The following is a 19799-nucleotide window of genomic DNA, read 5'->3' as shown; positions in this document are numbered from 1 at the left end:
TCGTCTTTATGGAAACCGGCACTGTCTTGTTGGTGATGCCCGAAGCTTGAGGTGGCGCATTGATGGTTGGTGAGTCGATTCAGCCAAACGGCATGACGGCCGGGGACACCGGCCGGTCGCGGACCGGTCGCGTTTCGTCCGCCGTGGAGCCTGTCGCCGTGGTCGGTGTTTCCTGCCGGCTTCCTCAGGCCGCCGATCCCGGACGGTTCTGGCAATTGCTGCGTGATGGCGTGGATGCTGTGACGGCCGTGCCCGAGGGCCGGTGGCCGGACGGGGCGGACGCCGTGTACCGGCGTGGTGGCTTCCTGTCGGACGTGGACCGCTTCGACGCCGCCTTCTTCGGGATCTCGCCGAACGAGGCCGCCGCCATGGACCCCCAGCAGCGCCTCGTGCTGGAGCTGGCCTGGGAGGCGCTGGAGAGCGCGCGCGTGGTGCCGTCCCGGCTGAGCGGGAGCGGTGCCGGGGTGTTCCTGGGGGCGATCTCCAACGACTATGCGGCGCTGCAAGACCGCGTGGGGGCCGATGGCCTCGGACGACACGCCTACACCGGGGCGAACCGCGCGATCATCGCCAACCGCGTCTCCTACTTCCTCGGCCTGCGGGGGCCCAGCCTGACGCTCGACGCGGGGCAGTCCTCGTCGCTGCTGGCCGTACAGATGGCTTGCGAGAGCCTGCGGCGCGGCGAGACCGGGCTGGCGCTCGCGGGCGGCGTGAACCTCAACCTGCTGGCCGAGACCACCGCCGCCATCGGCAACTTCGGCGCGCTGTCCCCGGACGGCCGCTGCTACGTCTTCGACGGCCGGGCCAACGGCTACGTACGCGGAGAGGGCGGGGCGCTCGTCGTACTCAAGCCGCTGTCCGCGGCGCTCGCCGACGGCGACCCCATCCGGTGCGTGATCCTCGGCGGCGCCGTCAACAACGACGGCGGCGGCGACGGGCTCACCGTGCCGAGCCGGCGGGCGCAGGAGGAGGTCATCCGGCTGGCCTGCGAGCGCGCCGGCGTCGAGCCGGGCGACGTCCAGTACGTCGAGCTGCACGGCACCGGCACGAAGGTCGGCGACCCGATCGAGGCCGCCGCCCTCGGCGCCGCCTACGGCCCCGACCATGCGGATGGGGAGTCGCCGCTGCTGGTCGGGTCGGTGAAGACCAACATCGGCCACCTCGAAGGCGCCGCCGGGATCGCGGGACTGGTCAAGGTCGTGCTGAGCCTGGAGCAGCGCGAACTGCCGCCCAGCCTGAACTTCGAGACGGCCAACCCGGACATCCCACTCGACGAGCTGGGGCTGGAGGTCGTACGCGACACCCGTCCGTGGCCGCGCGCCGACCGGCCGCTCGTCGCGGGCGTCAGCTCGTTCGGCATGGGCGGCACGAACTGCCACCTGGTGCTCGGGGAGGCGCCGCGGAGCGAGTACGGGGTTCGGTCGGCGAGCGAGGACACGCCTTGGGTGCTCTCGGCACGCTCAGCCCGAGCCCTCAGCGCCCAGGCCGAGCGGCTGATCGCCCACGTCGGCCCGCACGCGGGCTCGGACGTCGGGCCCCATGCCGGTGCCGAGCCTGGGGCTGTGGCGCTGGCGTTGTTGCGGAGCCGGGCCGTGTTCGAGCACCGGGCGGTGCTTCTGGGCTCCGACCGGCAGGCGGGGTTGGCAGCGCTGGCGGCCGGGCGACTGGACGAGTCCGTGGTCACGGGGTCGGTGATTACCAGGTCCGTGTCTGGTGGTCGCCGGGTATTCGTTTTTCCGGGGCAGGGGTCGCAGTGGCCGGAGATGGCTCGTGATCTGCTCGCCGGTTCGCCGGTGTTCGCGGCGCATGCCGAGGCGTGCGCGGGAGCGCTCGAACCGTTCGTCGACTACGCACTGCTCGACGTGCTGCGTGGGGCGCCGGGCGCGCCCGGTCTCGACCGGGTCGACGTGGTGCAACCCGCGCTGTGGGCCGTCATGGTGTCGCTCGCCGGCCTGTGGCGCTCGTACGGCGTCGCGCCCGAGATGGTGATCGGACACTCGCAGGGCGAGATCGCGGCCGCCACCGTCGTCGGCGCACTGTCCATGCCCGACGCCGCCAGGGTCGTGGCCCTGCGCAGCCGCGCCATCGCCGGGATCGCCGGGCGCGGCGGGATGATGTCGATCGCCGCTCCCTTGGACGTGGTCGAGTCGGCGATCCGCTCGCTGACGGGGGACGTGGCGATCGCCGCCTACAACGGGCCGAGGTCCGTGGTCGTCTCCGGGCGGCTTGAGGCGCTCGACGACCTGGGACGACGGCTAACCGACGACGGGTACCGCACCAGGATCATCCCGGTCGACTACGCCTCGCACTCGGCCGAGGTCGAGGAGATCCGCGACGAGGTGCTGGCGGCGCTGGCCCCCGTACGACCGGTGAGTGCGGGGACGCTGTTCATCTCGACGCTCACCGGCGAGCCGATCGACACGGCCGAACTCGACGCCGGCTACTGGTACCGCAGTCTCCGGCAGCCGGTCAGGTTCGCGCAGGCGACCCGGCGGGCGCTCGACCACCAGGGCGGCTTGTTCGTGGAGTGCAGCCCGCATCCGGTGCTGGGGGCCGGGGTCGAGGAGACGGCCGAGGAGGCGGACCGTGAGGCCGCGGTCATCGGGACGCTGCGGCGGGGTGAGGGCGGGCTGACGCGGTTCCGGCGCTCGCTCGCCGAGGCGTACACGCGAGGGGCCGAGGTCGACTGGACCGGACCCGAACCGGTGGCGGGGGCGGAACTGGTGGAGCTGCCGACGTACGCGTTCCAACGCGAACGTCACTGGCCGTCGCTCCCCGCCGATGCCCGGCGTTCCACGGCACAGACGCTCCCCGGAGACGCTCGGCGATCGACGGCGCAGACGGTCCTCGCGGGTGGCGGAGACGCCGTCGCGGCCGGCGGCGCCAACGGCCACGGCCCCGCTTCGGTGGGTGGCGGGCTTTCGCGGCGTGAGGTGCGTGAGCTGGTGCTGACCCTCCTGGCCGGGCTGCTCGGGTACGAGGACGCGGCCGGTGTGGAGCCGGGCAGGACGTTCAAGGACCTCGGGCTCGAATCGGCCACGGCGGAGGACCTCAGGCACCGGCTGCGGAGCGCGACAGGGCTCCGGCTGCCGACCAGCCTGCTGTTCGACCACCCGACCCCCGATCTGCTGATCGCCCATCTGCGGACGCTCCTCGACGACGGCGGATCCGCAGCGTCGGCCGCCGCCCATCAGAGCGACCCCGCCAATCTCATGCCTGCCGACGACCTCGACGCGATCGCCATCGTGGCCATGGGGTGCCGGTACCCCGGTGGAGCCGACTCGCCCGAGGAGCTGTGGCGGCTCGTCAGCACCGGCACCGACGCGATCACCGGGTTCCCCGTCAACCGAGGCTGGGACCTGGACGCGTTGTTCGCGGCCGGATCCGACCGGTCGGGCACCAGCGACACCAGGTACGGCGGTTTCCTGCACGACGCCGACCGGTTCGACGCCGCGTTCTTCGGCATCAGCCCGCGCGAGGCCACCGCCATGGACCCCCAGCAGCGGCTGCTGATGGAGGTCAGCTGGGAGGCCGTCGAGCGGGCCGGGCTCGACCCGGCGGGGCTGCGCGGCTCGGCCACCGGTGTGTTCGTGGGCGCCATGGCCTCCGACTACGGTCCCCGGCTGCACCAAGCCACGGGGACGGTCGACGGGCATCTGCTGACAGGTACCGCGCTCAGTGTCGCGTCCGGGCGGATCGCTTACGCGCTGGGCCTGCGCGGGCCCGCCATCACCGCCGACACGGCCTGTTCCTCGTCCCTGGTCGCGATCTTCCTGGCGATGCAGGCGCTGCGGCGCGGCGAGTGCTCGCTGGCCTTGGCCGGCGGCGCGACCGTGATGTCCAGCCCGGGGATCTTCGTCGAGTTCAGCCGCCAGTCGGGGCTGGCTCCCGACGGCCGGTGCAAGGCGTTCGCGGCGGGCGCGGACGGTACGGGCTGGGGCGAGGGCGCCGGGATGCTGCTGCTGGAGCGGCTGTCCGACGCGCGCCGCCTGGGGCACCCGGTGCTCGCCGTGATCCGCGGCGGCGCGGTGAACCAGGACGGCGCCAGCAACGGCCTCACCGCACCGAACGGCCAGGCCCAGCAAGAGGTGATCCGGCAGGCGCTGACCGACGCCGGGCTCGCCGCCGCCGAGGTGGACGCGGTGGAGGCCCACGGCACCGGAACCCGGCTCGGCGACCCGATCGAGGCCGAGTCGATCATCGCCGCGTACGGCGCGGACCGTGATCCCGGACGGCCCGTCTGGCTCGGCTCCCTCAAGTCGAACATCGGCCACACGCAGGCCGCGGCCGGAGTCGGCGGCGTCATCAAGATGGTGATGGCGATGCGGCACGGGACACTGCCGCGCACACTGCACGCCGACGAGCCCACGCCGCACGTGGACTGGAGCGGTGGCGCGGTACGACTCCTCACCGAGCCCGTCGAACTGCCCGACGACCGTCCGACCCGGGCCGCGGTCTCCAGCTTCGGCATCAGCGGCACGAACGCCCACCTGATCCTGGAGCAGGCCCCCGCGCCAGCGTATGCAGGACCCGAGACGCCTGAGGCGCCGCTGGTGTGGGCGGTGTCCGCGAAGTCGGCGGCCGCGCTCCAATCGCACGCCGCGCGCCTGCGCGACTACGCCACCGACGCCCCCCAAGACGACCTGGCCGCCGCCGGACACCTGCTGGCCCGCCGGGCGCGGTTCGCGCACCGCGCGCTGGTGGTGGCCGCGGACCGGGACGAACTGGTGGCGGCCCTGGCGGCGTTGGCGTCGGGTGAGTCGCATGCGGCGGTGACCAGCGGCACGGCGCTGCCGGACATCCGGCCGGTGTTCGTCTTCCCCGGACAGGGCTCGCAGTGGACGGGCATGGCGGTCGATCTCCTGGACTCCAGTGAGGTGTTCCGCGAGTGGATGACCCGCTGCGATGCCGCGCTCGCCCCGTACACAGGCTGGTCTGTTGTGGCGGCCCTGCGTGCGGGCGAGCTGGTGGGCTCGGAGGTCATTCAGCCGGTGCTGTTCGCGGTGATGGTGTCGCTGGCGGAGGTGTGGCGGTCGCTGGGTGTGGATCCGGCGGCGGTGGTGGGGCACTCGCAGGGGGAGATCGCGGCGGCCTGTGTCGCCGGGGCGCTGACGCTCGACGACGCGGCGAAGGTGGTCGTGCTCCGCAGCCAGGCGCTCGTCAAGCTGGGCGGCACCGGCGGGATGCTCGCCGTCGCGCTGCCCGCCGATGAGGTCCGGCTGGAGTCGTGGGCGGACCGCCTGTGGGTGGCCGTGCGGAGCGGGCCGGCCAGTACGGTGGTCGCCGGGGACCTGGACGCGCTGGACGAGTTCGCGGCGGCGTGCGGCGAGACGGTTCGCGTGCGGAAGATCGGCATCGACTACGCCTCGCACACCCCGCACGTCGAGGTGCTCCGCGACGAACTGCTCGCCAGCCTGGCCGAGGTCGCGCCGCGGCCGACAGACGTGGCCTTCTGCTCGTCCATGGCCGCCGACTTCGTCGAGCCGACCGGGCTGGACGCCGACTACTGGTTCCGCAGTCTTCGCAATCCCGTACGTTTCGAGCAGGCGATCAGGGCGTTCGCCGGAGACGGTGCCCCGCTGTTCATCGAGGCCAGCCCGCATCCCGTGCTGACCGGCCACATCCAGGACACCCTGGCGGCCACGGGCGCTCCCGGCGGCGCCACCGGGACGCTCCGCCGCGACGACGGCGGCTGGCGGCGCCTGCTGCTGGCGGCGGCCCAGGCGTACGTGGCGGGCGCCGACGTGGACTGGGCGGCCGTCGATCCGGGCCCACGCCATCACGTGGACCTGCCGACCTACCCCTTCGAGCACACCAGGTACTGGATCAACGAGAGCCCACGGGCCGGTGGGCCGCGGCACCCGATGCTCGACGCGGTCGTGCCCGTGGCGGGCGACGACGGGTTCTTGCTCACCGGGCGGTTGTCACGCGGCGCGCTGCCGTGGCTGGCCGACCACGCCGTGGACGGCGGCGTACTGCTGCCTGGCACCGCGTTCGTCGAGCTGGCCCTGGAGGCCGCCGCGACGGCCGGGTGCGACGAGATCGAGGACCTGACGCTGGAGGCGCCGCTGCCGCTGCCCGAGACGGGCGCGGTCCAGGTGCAGCTCGCGGTCGGCGGCGCCGACGCCGAGGGCCGCCGCGACCTCACTGTGTACGGCAGGCCGGCGGATGACGACGAGGCCCGATGGACCCGCCACGCCAGCGGCACCCTGACCGTCGCCCCAATTGTCCCCGCAGCCACAGCCACAGCCACAGCCACGGCCACAGCCGCCGGAGCCACGGCCGCAGACGGAGCCACGGCTGGCGGGCGCCTTGCCGACTGGCCGCCCGTGGACGGTGTCGAGATCGACCTGGACGGCGCGTACGAGCGGCTCGCGGAGCGCGGCTACGAGTACGGTCCCGCCTTCCAGGGGCTGCGCGCGGCCTGGCGCGTGGACGGCGACGCGTACGTCGAGGTGGTGCTGCCGGAGCCGATCCGCACGGACGCGGGCCTGTTCACGCTCCACCCGGCGCTGCTGGACGCGGCGCTTCATCTGCTGGTGCTGGAGTCGGCCGAGGACAGCGGGGTGCTGCTGCTGCCGTTCGCGTGGAGCGGGGTGCGGGTGTCCGCGCTCGGCGCCGAGGTGTTGCGGGTACGGATCGCGGCCGGTGACGGCGACCGGGTCTCGCTCGACATCCATGACAGTGCGGGCGACCGCGTCGCCGGGGTGGACGCGTTGACCCTGCGCCCGGTGCCGAGGCACGGGGCCGTCACGCGCGGCCCGTCCGACGCCGCCTCGTACACGCTCGACTGGATCGACCTGGCGGTGTCCGCGATGGACCCGGCCGAGCAGCGGTGGGCCCTGGTGGGGTACGACGAGTTCGCCGACGAGATCGGCGCGGCCGTGGACGCGCCGCGTTACTACGACCTCGCGTCCCTGACCGAGATGACCGTCGGGGAGATGCCGAGCACCGTTCTGGTGCCGTACCTGCCCGAGGCCGACGCCGACGACGTGCCCTACGGGGTGCGCGACGGTATCTACCAGGCGCTCGACCTGGTGCAGGGCTGGGTGGGGGACGAGCGGTTCGCCGGGTGCCGGATGGTGTTCGTGACCAAGGGCGTGTTCCGGCCCGGGGGAGCGGACGTGGCGGGCGTGGTGACCGGGCCGGTGTGGGGGCTGGTGCGGTCGGCGCAGGCCGAGCATCCCGGGCGGTTCGTGCTGGTGGACGTCGACGCGGCCACCGTCGACTGGGGACTGGTGGCGGCGGCGGTCGCGGCGGGCGAGTCACAGCTGGTCGCACGGGATGGGAAGGTTCTCGTCCCGCGCCTGATCCGTCGTACGGCCGATGCCCCCGAGCTGTTCGACGCCGGTACGGGCACCGTCCTGGTGACGGGTGGCACCGGCAGTCTCGGCGCCCTGGTGGCGCACCGCCTGGTGGAGCGGCATGGCGCCAAGGACCTCCTGCTGGCCTCCCGCCGAGGCCCCGAGGCGAGCGGCGACCTGGTGGCCCGGCTGGAGGCGCTCGGCGCGCGGGTGACCGTGGCGGCGTGCGACGTGTCGGACCGCGACTCGCTGGCCGGGCTCCTGTCCGGTGTTCCGGCCGAGCGGCCGCTGGTGGCTGTGGTGCACGCGGCGGGCGTACTCGACGACGCCACGGTGGAAGGGCTGTCGGCGCAGCGGCTGGACTCGGTGTTCGCCCCGAAGGCCGACGCCGCCTGGTACCTGCACGAGCTGGTCCCGGAGGTTCCGCTGGTGACGTTCTCCTCCGTGGCGGGCGTGATCGGCAACTCCGGCCAGGCCAACTACGCCGCCGCCAACGTGTTCCTCGACATACTCGCGGCGCACCGGCGCGGCCTCGGCCTGCCCTCCGTGTCGGTGGCCTGGGGGCTGTGGGAGACCGCGGACAGCGGTATGACCGGAGCGCTGTCGGCGGCCGACACCGCCAGGCTGGCCCGGTCGGGCATCGCGCCGCTGACCGCCGAGCAGGGGCTGGAGCTCTTCGACAGCGCGATCACCGCCCCGGCCGAGCTGGTCGTCGCCGCCAGGTGGGACACCGCCGGGCTGCGCGCGAGGGCCGAGGCGGGCGAGCTGCCGCCCGTACTGCGCGGTCTGGTCCGTACGGCCCGCCGGACTGCCGCCGCCGCGAACGCAACGAGCGCCCCCACACGGGCGGGAGCGGCCGGCATGGCCGAGCGCCTGGCGAAGATGGCGGAGGCCGAGGCCCGCGTCCACCTGGCGGACATGGTCCGCTCGCACGTCGCGGCCGTCCTGGCGCATGGCAGCGCGGTCAACGTGGACATGGACCGGGCCTTCAACGAGCTCGGCTTCGACTCGCTGACCGCCGTCGAGCTGCGCAACCGGCTGAACAGCGACACCGGGCTCCGGCTGCCCGCGACCCTGGTCTTCGACCACCCCACGGTCACGGCGCTGGCCGAGTACCTGTTCCGTACCCTCGCCCCCGCCGCGCCGTCGCCCGAGGACACGCTGCGCGGTGCGGTCGAGCGGGTCGAGTCGATGCTGACCAGCGCGCACGGCGACGCCGAGGCCATTCGCGGCAAGCTCGTCGCCATCGCGCAGAGCGCCGTCACCAGGTTCGGTGCCGGGCTGATGACCAGGTTCGGCGCCGGGTCCAACGGTGCCGCGGAGAAGATCGATTCCGCCTCGGACGAGGAGATCTTCGCGTTGATCGACGACCAAACAATGACGTCTCCTCTGAGGTCCTCTCTGGAAAGGCCCGACCATGGCGACTGAGGAACAGCTGCGCAATTACCTGAAGAGGGTGACCGTCGAGCTCACGGAGACTCGGCAGCGCCTCACCGGGGTGGAAGACCGTCGCCACGAGCCCATAGCGATCGTCGGGATGGGGTGCCGGTTCCCCGGCGGGGTGGCGGGGCCCGAGGACCTGTGGGAGCTGGTGGCCTCCGGTGTGGACGCGATAGGTGACCTCCCCACGGACCGGGGCTGGGACGAGAACCTCTATGACCCCGACCCGGAGGTTCTCGGCAAGTCGTACACCCGGCAAGGCGGTTTCCTGCCCGACGCCGGCGACTTCGACGCGCCCTTCTTCGGGATGAGCCCGCGTGGCGCGCTGGCCACCGACCCGCAGCACCGGTTGTTCCTGCAGACCTGCTGGGAGGCTTTCGAGCGGGCGGGGATCGACCCGGCCACGCTGCGCGGCAGCCAGACCGGTGTGTACGCGGGCAACATGTACAACGACTACTCCCTGCGCTACACCGGCGGTGCCGTGCCGGAGTCGGTCGAGGGCGTGCTGATGGTCTCCAGCGCCTCCAGCGTGCTGTCCGGCCGGGTCTCGTACACCTTCGGGCTGGAGGGTCCGGCGATCTCGGTCGACACGGCCTGCTCGTCGTCGCTGGTCGCGATGCACCTGGCGGTCCAGGCGCTGCGGCGCGGCGAGTGCGCGCTGGCCCTGGCGGGCGGCGTGACCGTGATGGCCACGGCGGACCCGTTCATCGAGTTCTCGCGGCAGCGCGCGCTGTCGCCGGACGGCCGGTGCAAGTCGTTCTCCTCCTCGGCGGACGGCGCCGCCTGGTCGGAGGGCGCCGGCGTGCTGGTGCTGGAGCGGCTGTCGGACGCGCGGCGCAACGGCCGCCGGATCCTCGCGCTGATCCGCGGCTCGGCCGTCAACCAGGACGGCGCCAGCAACGGCCTCACCGCCCCGAACGGCCCCTCCCAGGAACGAGTCGTCCAGCAGGCACTGGCCGACGCCCGGCTCGACACGCGGGACGTCGACGCCGTCGAGGCGCACGGCACCGGCACCCGGCTCGGCGACCCCATCGAGGCCCAGGCACTGCTGTCCACGTACGGCCGCAACCGCGCGGCCGACCGCCCGCTCTGGCTCGGCTCGGTCAAGTCGAACATCGGCCACACCCAGGCCGCGGCCGGCGTCGCCGGGGTGATCAAGATGGTGATGGCCATGCGGCACGGCGTACTGCCGCCCACCCTGCACGTGGACGAGCCGACCCCGCACGTCGACTGGTCGGCCGGCGGCGTGGAGCTGCTGACCGAGGCCAGGGAGTGGGTACGCGGCGAGCATCCGCGCCGGTTCGGCGTCTCGTCCTTCGGCATCAGCGGTACGAACGCGCACCTCGTCATCGAGGAGGCCGAGGAGAGTCCGCGTACGGACCAGGAGCCGCCCGTCGTCAACGGCCCGCTCGCCTGGGTGATCAGCGCCCGTGGCGGCCGGTCGCTGCGCGCGCAGGCCGCCCGGCTGCACGAGCTCGTCACCTCAGCCGACGCGCCTGAAGTGGCGGATGCCCCTGAAGCGGTCGGCGCCCCCGAAGCGGTGGACGTGGCTCGGTCGCTGGTCACCGGTAGGTCGCTGTTCGAGCACCGCGTCGTCGTGGTCGGCGAGGACCGGGACGCCCTGGCCGCCCGGCTCGGCGACTTCCTGGCCGGTCACCCGGTGGCCGAGGTGGTCGAGGGAGCTGCCAGGGAGAAGCCCAAGCTCGCCTACCTGTTCACCGGCCAGGGCGGGCAGCGGATCGGCATGGGCCGCGAGCTGGCCGCCGCGTCACCGGTCTTCGCCGAAGCGCTCGCCGAGGTGTGGGCGGAGCTCGATGAGCACCTGGACCGGCCGCTGCGCGAGATCGTGTGGGCCGAGCCCGGCACGTCCGAGGCCGACCTGCTCAACGAGACCCGTTACACCCAACCGGCGCTGTTCGCTTTCGAGGTGGCCGCCTTCCGGCTGCTCGCGGCGCTCGGCGTGACGCCCGACCACGTCGCCGGGCACTCGGTGGGCGAATACGCGGCCGCGTATGTGGCCGGGGTCTGGTCGCTGGCCGACGCCGCCCGGCTCATCACCGCGCGCGCCCGCCTGATGCAGGGGCTGGACACGCCGGGCGCGATGGTCGCGATCGAGGCGACCACCGAGGAGGTGGCGCCGACACTGGCCGGACAGGAACATCTGGTGTCCGTCGCCGCCGTCAACGGGCCGGCCAGCGTCGTCGTGTCCGGCGCGGAGGAGCCGTGCCTGGCGGTCGCCGAGCACTGGCGCGAACTTGGTCGGCGAACCAGGCGGCTGGCGGTCAGCCACGCCTTCCACTCGCCGCTGATGGAGCCCATGCTGGCGGACTTCGCCACCGAACTGGCGGGCGTGGAGTTCCACGAGCCGCGCATCCCGTACGCCCCCAACCTCCCCGACGGCTCCTGGGCCGAGCCCGGCTACTGGGTGGAGCAGATCCGCCGGGCCGTCATGTTCCAGGCCACGATCGGCCGGCTCGAAGCGGACGGCGTGGACACGTACCTGGAGGTCGGCCCCGCCGCGGTGCTCTCCGCCATGGCGCACGAGTGCGTCACCGAGGCGAACACCCCGATCCTCGCCCTGAACGGCAAGCGGCTCGCCGAGCCCCACGCGCTGATCGGCTGCCTGGCGCGGGCGTCTGTGGCGGGAGTGGCGGTCGGCTGGTCCGCGCTGTTCGGCGGCGGGGCGCAGGTGGACCTGCCGACGTACGCGTTCGACCAGGAGCGGTATTGGCTCGCCCCGCCCGCGCGCGCCGCCGACGTCTCGTCGGCCGGATTGCGCCAGGTTGGTCACCCGCTGCTGGGGGCGGCGGTTGACGTGGCGGACGACGGGGCGATGGTGCTCACCGGGCGGCTGTCGGTGGCCGACGCGCCCTGGCTGGCCGATCACGTGATGCTCGGCGCGGCCGTGCTGCCTGGCGCCGCGCTCGTGGACCTGGTGCTTGAGGCGGGTGGCCAGCTCGGCTGCGATCTGGTCGAGGAGCTGATGTTCGAGGCGCCGCTGGTGCTGCCTGAGCGGGGCGGCGTGGCGGTACAGGTCGTCGTGGGGCGGCCCGAGGGCAGCTCCGTGGGCGATTCCCAGGGCGGTTTCGGGGGCGGCTCCCGGGGTGGCGGCTCCCGGCCGGTGGGGATCTACTCGCGGCCGGCGGACGAGCCGGAGGCCGCGTGGACCTGCCACGCGTCGGGCGTGCTCGGCGCGGACACGGCCCCCGGCGCGGGCGTGCTCGCCTGGGCGACGGCCTGGCCGCCCGCGGGTGCCTCGCCGGTCGCGGTCGAGGGCGCCTATGAGCGGCTGGCCGACGCGGGCTACGACTACGGGCCCGCCTTCCAGGGCGTACGGGCGGTGTGGCGCCAGGGCGAGGAGCTGTTCGCCGAGGTCGCGCTGGCCGATGACGTGGACGTGGCCGGGTTCGGCCTGCACCCCGCGCTCTTCGACGCGATGTTCCACCCGATGCTGATCGCCGATCCGAGTGACGAGCTGCGGCTGCCGTTCGAGTTCCGCGGCGTGCGGCTGCCCGCCGGCGGGGCCAGGGCGCTCCGGCTCCGCCTGTCGCGGTCCGGTCCGGCCATCGAGGCCGCCGACGCCGCGGGCCGTCCGGTCTTCTCGATGGAGTCGCTGCGGGTGCGTACGGTCCCGGCGGCGGCGCTGTCCAGTACGACCGGCCGCCGCACGGACCCCGTGCCGCACGGCGTCGACTGGACCGAGGTCACGGTCGAGCCGGTCAACGACGGCGCCCGGTGGGTCTCGGCCGGGGAACCGGTGCCGGGGCTGGACGCGTTCGGTGCCGGGGAGGACGGGTTCGGTGGCGGGGAGCCGGTGCCGGACGTCGTGGTCGTCTCCCTCGCGGCGACTCCGGGAGCGCCGGTGCCCGTCGCGGTGCTTGAGCTGACCGGGCGGGTGCTCGGGCTGGTGCGGCAGTGGGTGACCGAGGAGCGGTTCGCCGGCAGCAGGCTGGTGTTCGCGACTCACGGCGTCTTCGACCCCGCCGGTGGCGGGGCCGGGAGTGTGGTGGCCGCGGCGGCTTGGGGGCTGGTGCGGTCGGCGCAGGCCGAGCATCCGGACCGGTTCGTGCTGGCGGACGTGGAGGCGGGCTTCTCCGCCTGGAAGCTGGTGGCCGCCGCCATAGCGGCGGGTGAGTCGCAGCTGTCCGTACGCGAGGGGAAGGTGCTGGTCCCGCGTCTGGCGCGCAGGGAGACCGGCTCCGCCGCCCCGGACATGGGCCTTTCCCAGGGCACTGTGCTGGTCACCGGGGGGACGGGCGGTCTCGGTGCGCTGGTCGCGCGGCGGTTGGTGGAGCGGCACAGCGTGCGGGACCTGCTGCTGGTCTCGCGGCGCGGGCCCGAGGCGCCGGGGGCGGACGAGCTGGTGTCGAGCCTGGTGGGCCTCGGGGCGCGGGTCACAGCGGCCGCCTGTGACGTGTCGGATCGCGACGCTCTGGCCGTACTGCTGGCCTCGATCCCCGAGGACCGCCCCCTGACCGGTGTCGTACACACCGCGGGCGTGCTGGACGACGCGACGGTCGAGGGGCTGTCGGAGCGGAAGCTGGAGACGGTGTTCGCCCCGAAAGCGGACGCGGCGTGGCATCTGCACGAACTGACCAGGGACGTCCCGCTGACCTCGTTCGTGCTGTTCTCGTCGCTGGCGGGCGTGCTGGGCAACGCCGGGCAGGCCAACTACGCGTCGGCGAACGTGTTCCTGGACGCCCTGGCGGCGCACCGGCGCGGGCTCGGACTGCCCGCCGTGTCCGTGGCCTGGGGGCTGTGGGACACCGGCTCGGGCATGGGCGGCACGCTCTCCGCGGCCGACACGGCCAGGCTGGCCCGCTCCGGCATCGCGCCGCTGAGTGTCGAGCAGGGGCTGGAGCTGTTCGACGGGGCGCTCGACGCGTCCGAGCCGCTGGTCGTCGCGACCAGGTGGGAGGCGGCCGGGCTCCGTGCCAGGGCCGAGGCGGGCGACCTGCCGTCCATGCTGCGCGGCCTGGTCCGCGCGCCACGCAGGACGGCCGGCGCCGCATCGGGCGGGACGGGCGGAGCGGGCGGGCTGACGGAGCGGCTGGCCGGGCTGACCGAGGCCAACGCCCGGCGGCAGGTCACCGATCTGGTACGCGGGCACGTGGCCGCCGTCCTGGCGCACGGCAGCGCGGACGCCGTCGACGTGGACCGGGCCTTCAACGAGCTCGGCTTCGACTCGCTGACCGCCGTCGAGCTGCGCAACCGGCTCAACGCCGACACCGGGCTGCGGCTGCCCGCGACCCTGGTGTTCGACCACCCCACAGTCACCTCGCTGGCCGAACACCTCTACAAGACCCTCGCTCCCGCCGCGCCGTCGCCCGAGGACACGCTGCGCGGCGCGCTCGAACGCGTCGAGACCATGCTCACGAGCGCCAACGGCGACGCCGAGGCCATCCGCGGCAAGCTCGTCACCATCCTGCAGAGCGCCCTGACCAGGCTCGGCGCCGGTCCGAACGGCGGGGACGGCGTGGTGGAGAAGATCGACTCCGCCTCCGACGAAGAGATCTTCGCACTGATCGACAACGCACTCTAGATCACCGGTACCTGCGAAAGGCGACAGATGTCGACCGAGGACAAGCTGCGCGACTACCTCAAGCGCGTGACCGTCGAACTTACCCAGACACGCCGCCGCCTCGCCGAGATCGAAGACCGTCGCCACGAGCCCATCGCGATCATCGGGATGGCCTGCCGCTACCCCGGCGGCGTGGCCGGACCCGAGGATCTGTGGGAGGTGGTGTCCTCGGGTGTGGACGCGATCGGTGAGTTCCCCGCCGATCGCGGCTGGGACGTCGACGCCTTGTACGACCCGGCCCCGGACGCGTTCGGCAAGTCGTACACGCGGCACGGCGGCTTCTTGTACGACGCCGGCGACTTCGACGCGCCCTTCTTCGGGATGAGCCCGCGCGGCGCGCTGGCCACGGACCCGCAGCACCGGTTGTTCCTGGAGGTGAGCTGGGAGGCGTTCGAGCGGGCCGGTCTCGACCCGGACACGCTGCGCGGCAGCAGGACCGGGGTCTACGCGGGGACCATGTACGAGTACTACGCCGACCGTTACCTCGGGGCCATCCCCGAGTCCGTCGAGGGTACGCTGCTCACCTCCAGCACGCCGAGCGTCCTGTCGGGCCGGGTGGCGTACACCTTCGGGCTGGAGGGCCCGGCCGTCACCCTGGACACCGCGTGCTCGTCCTCGCTGGTCACCGTACACCTGGCGGTCCAGGCCCTGAGGCGCGGCGAATGCGCGCTGGCGCTGGCCGGTGGCGTGACGGTGATGGCGGCGCCGGATCCGTTCGTGGAGTTCTCGCGGCAGCAGGCCCTGTCGCCCGACGGCCGGTGCAAGGCGTTCTCGGCCGCCGCCGACGGCGCCGCCTGGGCCGAGGGCGCGGGCGTGATCCTGCTGGAACGGCTGTCGGACGCGCAGCGCGACGGCCGCCGGATCCTCGCGGTGATCCGCGGCTCGGCCGTCAACCAAGACGGCGCCAGCAACGGCCTGACGGCGCCGAGCGGTCCGGCGCAGCGGGAGGTGTACCGGCAGGCGCTGGCCGACGCCCGGCTCGAACCCCGCGACGTGGACGCCGTGGAGGCCCACGGCACCGGAACCCGGCTCGGCGATCCGATCGAGGCCGAGTCGATCATCGCCGCCTACGGGCAGGACCGGCCGGCGGACCGCCCGCTGCGGCTCGGCTCGGTGAAGTCGAACATCGGCCACACCCAGGCCGCCGCCGGGGTCGCCGGGGTGATCAAGATGGTGAAGGCGCTGGAACACCGGACCCTGCCGGCCACCCTGCACGTGGACGAGCCGACGCCGCACGCGGACTGGTCGGCCGGGGCCGTGGAACTGTTGACGGAGGCTGTGGCCTGGCCGGTCTCGGACCGGCCGATGCGGGCCGCGGTCTCGGGGTTCGGCATCAGCGGGACCAACGCTCATGTGATCTTGGAGCAGGCGCCGGAGGTGGTGCCCGAACCTGTGACGGTGGCCGGCCCGCTGGTGTGGGTGTTGTCCGCCAAGACGGAAATGTCGCTACATGCGCAGGCGGGTCGTTTGCGGACGTACGCGGCCACCGCGGCAGATGAGGATCTGGCCGTCGCGGGAGCCGTACTCGCTCGGCGGGCGCGGTTCGCGCACCGCGCGGTGGTGGTGGCCGCGGACCGGGACGAGTTGGTGGCGGGCTTGGCGGCGTTGGCGTCGGGTGAGTCGCATGCGGCGGTGAGCAGTGGCGCGGTGCTGGCTGATGTGCGGCCGGTGTTCGTGTTCCCAGGTCAGGGCTCGCAGTGGACGGGCATGGCGGTTGATCTCCTGGAGTCCAGTGAGGTGTTCCGGGAGTGGATGACCCGCTGTGACGCCGCGCTCGCCCCGTACACAGGCTGGTCCGTCGTGGCGGCCCTGCGCGCGGGCGAGCTGGTGGGCTCGGAGGTCATTCAGCCGGCGTTGTTCGCGGTGATGGTGTCGCTGGCGGAGGTGTGGCGGTCGCTGGGTGTGGATCCGGCGGCGGTGGTGGGGCACTCGCAGGGGGAGATCGCGGCGGCCTGTGTCGCCGGGGCGCTGACGCTCGACGACGCGGCCAAGATCGTGGCGCTGCGCAGCCAGGCCGTGGTGCGCGGGCTGGCCGCCACGGGCGGGATGCTCGCCGTGGCGCTGCCCGCCGAAGAGGTCCGGCTGGAGCCGTGGGCGGACCGCCTGTGGATAGCCGTGCACAGCGGGCCCGCGGGCACGGTCGTGGCGGGAGACGTGGACGCGCTCGACGAGTTCGCGGCGGAGTGGGGCGAGACGGTCTGGGTGCGCAGGATCGCCGTCGACTACGCCTCACACACCCCGCACGTGGAAGTGCTGCGCGAGGAGTTGCTCGCCACGCTGGCCGGGATCGCGCCGCAGGCGACGGAGGTGGCCTTCTGCTCGTCCATGGCCGGCACCTTCGTCGAGCCGACCGGGCTGGACTCCGCCTACTGGTACGACAACCTGCGCAACCCCGTCCTCTTCCGCGAGTCGATCGGGGCGTTCGCGTCGTTCGGGACGCCGCTGTTCGTCGAGGTCAGCCCGCATCCCGTGCTGGGCGGCGACATCGAGGACATTTGCCACGAAGCGGGCATGACCGCCGGAGTCTGCGGGTCGCTGCGTCGCGGTGCTGGTGACTGGCGCCGGTTCCTGGCCGCGCTGGCCCAGGCGTGGGTGCTCGGGGCTGAGGTCGACTGGCGGGCGGTGCTGGCCGACGTGCCGTACCGGCAGGTGGACGTGCCGACCTATGCCTTCGACCGGCGTACGTACTGGCTCAAGCCCGCCGAGCGGCGCGCGCAGCAGGCGGGCGGCGCGGGGATCGGCGGCTCGCGGCATCCGCTGCTGACCGCCGTTGTTCCGGTGGCCGACGATGGGTACCTGCTCACCGGCCGGCTGTCGGCGGCCGTGCTGCCGTGGCTCGCCGACCACTCGGTCTCCGGGAGCGTGCTGCTGCCCGGGGCCGCGTTCGTCGAGCTGGCGCTGGAGGGGGCCGCGGTCGCGGGCTGCGACCTGCTGGAGGAGCTCACGCTGGAGGCGCCGCTGGTCCTGCCCGCGACGGGTGAGGTCGGGCTGCAGATCACGGTGAGCCCGTCCGACGCCGCCGGGCGACGTGCGCTGACCGTCTTCTCCGCCTTGCCGGATTCCGAGTGGGTACGTCATGCGTCGGGCACGCTCCTCGAAACGTGCGTTTCCGCTGGAGAGTTCGGCTGGGCCACGGCCTGGCCGCCCGCGGGCGGGTCGCCGGTGAACGTCGACGGCGGGTACGAGCGGCTGGCGGACTCCGGTTACGAGTACGGCCCGGCGTTCCAGGGCGTGCGAGCGGTGTGGCGGCGGGACGAGGAGCTGTTCGCGGAGGTCGTGGCGCCCGACGGGGTGGAGCTCGACGGGTACGGGATGCACCCGGCGATGCTCGACGCGGCGTTCCACCCGTTGCTGCTCGCGGGCTCCGGTTCCGGCTCCGGGGAGCTGCGACTGCCGTTCGTGTTCCGGGGAGTGCGGCTGGGTGTGCCGGGGGCCTCTGTGCTGCGGGTACGGCTGGCTTGGGCGGGTGACGACGCCGTGGTGGAGGCGGCCGACGTTTCCGGCCGGGCGGTGCTGTCGATCGAGTCGCTGCGGGCCAGGGCCGTACCGGTCGAGCCGTCGGCCTCGGCGGGCGCGGTTCCGCAGGGGCTCGACTGGGTGAAGGTGCCCGCGGAACTCGGCGGCCCTTCATCGAAGGACGGTGGCTCGCGCTGGGTCTGGCTGGACGACGAGGGTGCGGCGTTGGAGGCGGACTTCGTAGCGGTGCGCTGCTCGGTTGCCGCCACGAGCGTGACCGCCGGGGCGCGGGAGTTGTTCGGCCGGGTGCTGGATCTGCTGCGGAGCTGGCCGGCCGACGCGCGGGCCCGGCTCGTGTTCGTCACCCAGGGAGTCCTGGCCACGGACCGTGTCGACGCCGCGGCCGTGGCCGCCGGGGTCGTCTGGGGCCTCGTCCGGTCGGCGCAGGCCGAACAGCCAGGGCGGTTCGCGCTGGTGGACGTGGAAGAGGGCGTCACGGACTGGGACCTGGTGGCGGCGGCGATCGACGCCGGTGAGCCGCAACTGGCGATACACGACGGAGTGCCCCTGGCGCCCCGCCTGACCCGCCGCCCGGCCGCATCGTCTGCCCACGGCACGGACACGGCCGCTAGCGCGAGCATGGCCTCTCCTCAGGACGTGAACACGCCCCAGAGCGCGACCACGGCTTCCCCCCAGAGCGCGGGCACAGTGCTGGTGACCGGCGGGACCGGTGGGCTGGGCGCTCTGGTCGCGCGGCGGCTGGTGGAGCGGCACGGGGTCCGGGACCTGCTGCTGGTCTCGCGGCGCGGGCCCGAGGCGCCGGGGGCAGGCGAGCTGGTGTCGAGCTTGGAAGAGCTCGGGGTGCGGGTCACGGTGACCGCCTGCGACGTGTCCGACCGCGACGCTCTGGCCGTACTGCTGGCCTCGATCCCCGAGGACCGGCCACTCACCAGCGTGGTGCACACCGCCGGAGTCCTGGACGACGCCACTCTGGAGGGGCTGTCGGAACGGAAGCTGGAGGCGGTGTTCGCGCCGAAGGCGGACGCGGCCTGGCACCTGCACGAGCTGACCCGTGGCCTGCCGCTGACCTCGTTCGTGGTGTTCTCGTCGCTGGCGGGCGTGCTGGGCAATGCCGGGCAGGGCAACTACGCCGCCGCGAACGCGTTCCTCGACGTGCTGGCCGCGCACCGGCGCGGGCTGGGCCTGCCCGCGGTGTCCGTGGCCTGGGGGCTGTGGGACACCGGCTCGGGCATGACCGGTGCGCTGACGGCGGCCGACACCGCCCGCCTGGCCCGCGCGGGCGTCGCGCCGCTGAGTGTGGCGGAGGGGCTGGAGCTGTTCGACGCGGCGCTCGGCGGTGACGAGGCTCTTGTCGTCGCCTCCGGCTGGGACGCTCCCGGGCTGCGGGCCAGGGCCGCGGCGGGTGACCTGCCGCCCCTGCTGCGCGGACTGGTGCGCGCGCCGCGCCGTACCGGATCCGGGCAGCACGCGGGCAACCCCGGGCTGGCGGCCCGGCTGCCCAGCCTGTCCGAGACCGACGCCCGCAGGCTGATCACCGACGTCATCCGCGCGCACGTCGCCGCCGTACTCGCGCACGACAGCGTGGACGCGGTCGACGTCGGCAGCGCGTTCAACACGCTCGGCTTCGACTCGCTGACCGCCGTCGAGCTGCGCAACCGGCTCAACGCCGACACGGGGCTGCGGCTGCCCGCGACCCTGGTCTTCGACCACCCGACCGTCACCACGCTGGCCGACTACCTGTTCAGGAAGCTCGCCCCGGCGGCCCCCTCAGCGGAGGACACGCTGCGCGGCGCGCTGGAACGCGTCGACTCGATACTCGCCCGCGCCAACGGCGACGCCGAGCGTATCCGCGGCAAGCTCATCCCGATACTGCAGAGTGCCCTGAGCAGGCTCGGAGCCGATCCCGACGGCATGAACGGCGCGGCGGAGAAGATCGACTCCGCGACCGATGAAGAGATCTTCGCGCTCATCGACAACGACTTCTGACCATGACTCTC

The 19799-nt window shown here is 73.5% G+C and carries 3 protein-coding genes; all 3 read left to right on the top strand.

Going from position 1 to position 19799, the window contains the following annotated elements; all coding sequences use genetic code 11:
• The first annotated feature begins 62 nt into the window (after positions 1–62).
• Genes AB0L53_RS23380 through AB0L53_RS23370 form a run of 3 tightly spaced genes read left to right on the top strand, consistent with a single transcriptional unit; the run spans position 63 to position 19788 of the window.
• Positions 63–8732 (top strand): SDR family NAD(P)-dependent oxidoreductase, encoded by an 8670-nt coding sequence (locus AB0L53_RS23380; protein ID WP_363997313.1) that lies wholly within the window; start codon positions 63–65, stop codon positions 8730–8732.
• Complete coding sequence (locus AB0L53_RS23375) at positions 8722–14286, top strand: type I polyketide synthase (protein WP_363997310.1); 5565 nt, start codon at positions 8722–8724, stop codon at positions 14284–14286. The genes AB0L53_RS23380 and AB0L53_RS23375 overlap by 11 nt, the downstream gene beginning before the upstream one ends.
• Positions 14287–14313: 27 nt before the next feature.
• A complete protein-coding gene (locus AB0L53_RS23370; RefSeq protein WP_363997307.1) occupies positions 14314–19788 on the top strand; it encodes an SDR family NAD(P)-dependent oxidoreductase in 5475 nt (1824 codons plus the stop codon).
• Positions 19789–19799: the final 11 nt, after the last annotated feature.

Source organism: Nonomuraea sp. NPDC052129 (genome assembly GCF_040680095.1).
Classification (GTDB): Bacteria; Actinomycetota; Actinomycetes; order Streptosporangiales; family Streptosporangiaceae; genus Nonomuraea.
The sequence above is the reverse complement of the archived record's forward strand: the minus strand, read 5'-3'. Positions and strand labels throughout refer to the sequence as shown.

Bases quoted from the DNA above. Each gene is read 5' to 3' on its own strand.
- AB0L53_RS23380 (WP_363997313.1), top strand. From the start codon at position 63: ATGGTTGGTGAGTCGATTCAGCCAAACGGCATGACGGCCGGGGACACC.
- AB0L53_RS23375 (WP_363997310.1), top strand. From the start codon at position 8,722: ATGGCGACTGAGGAACAGCTGCGCAATTACCTGAAGAGGGTGACCGTC.
- AB0L53_RS23370 (WP_363997307.1), top strand. From the start codon at position 14,314: ATGTCGACCGAGGACAAGCTGCGCGACTACCTCAAGCGCGTGACCGTC.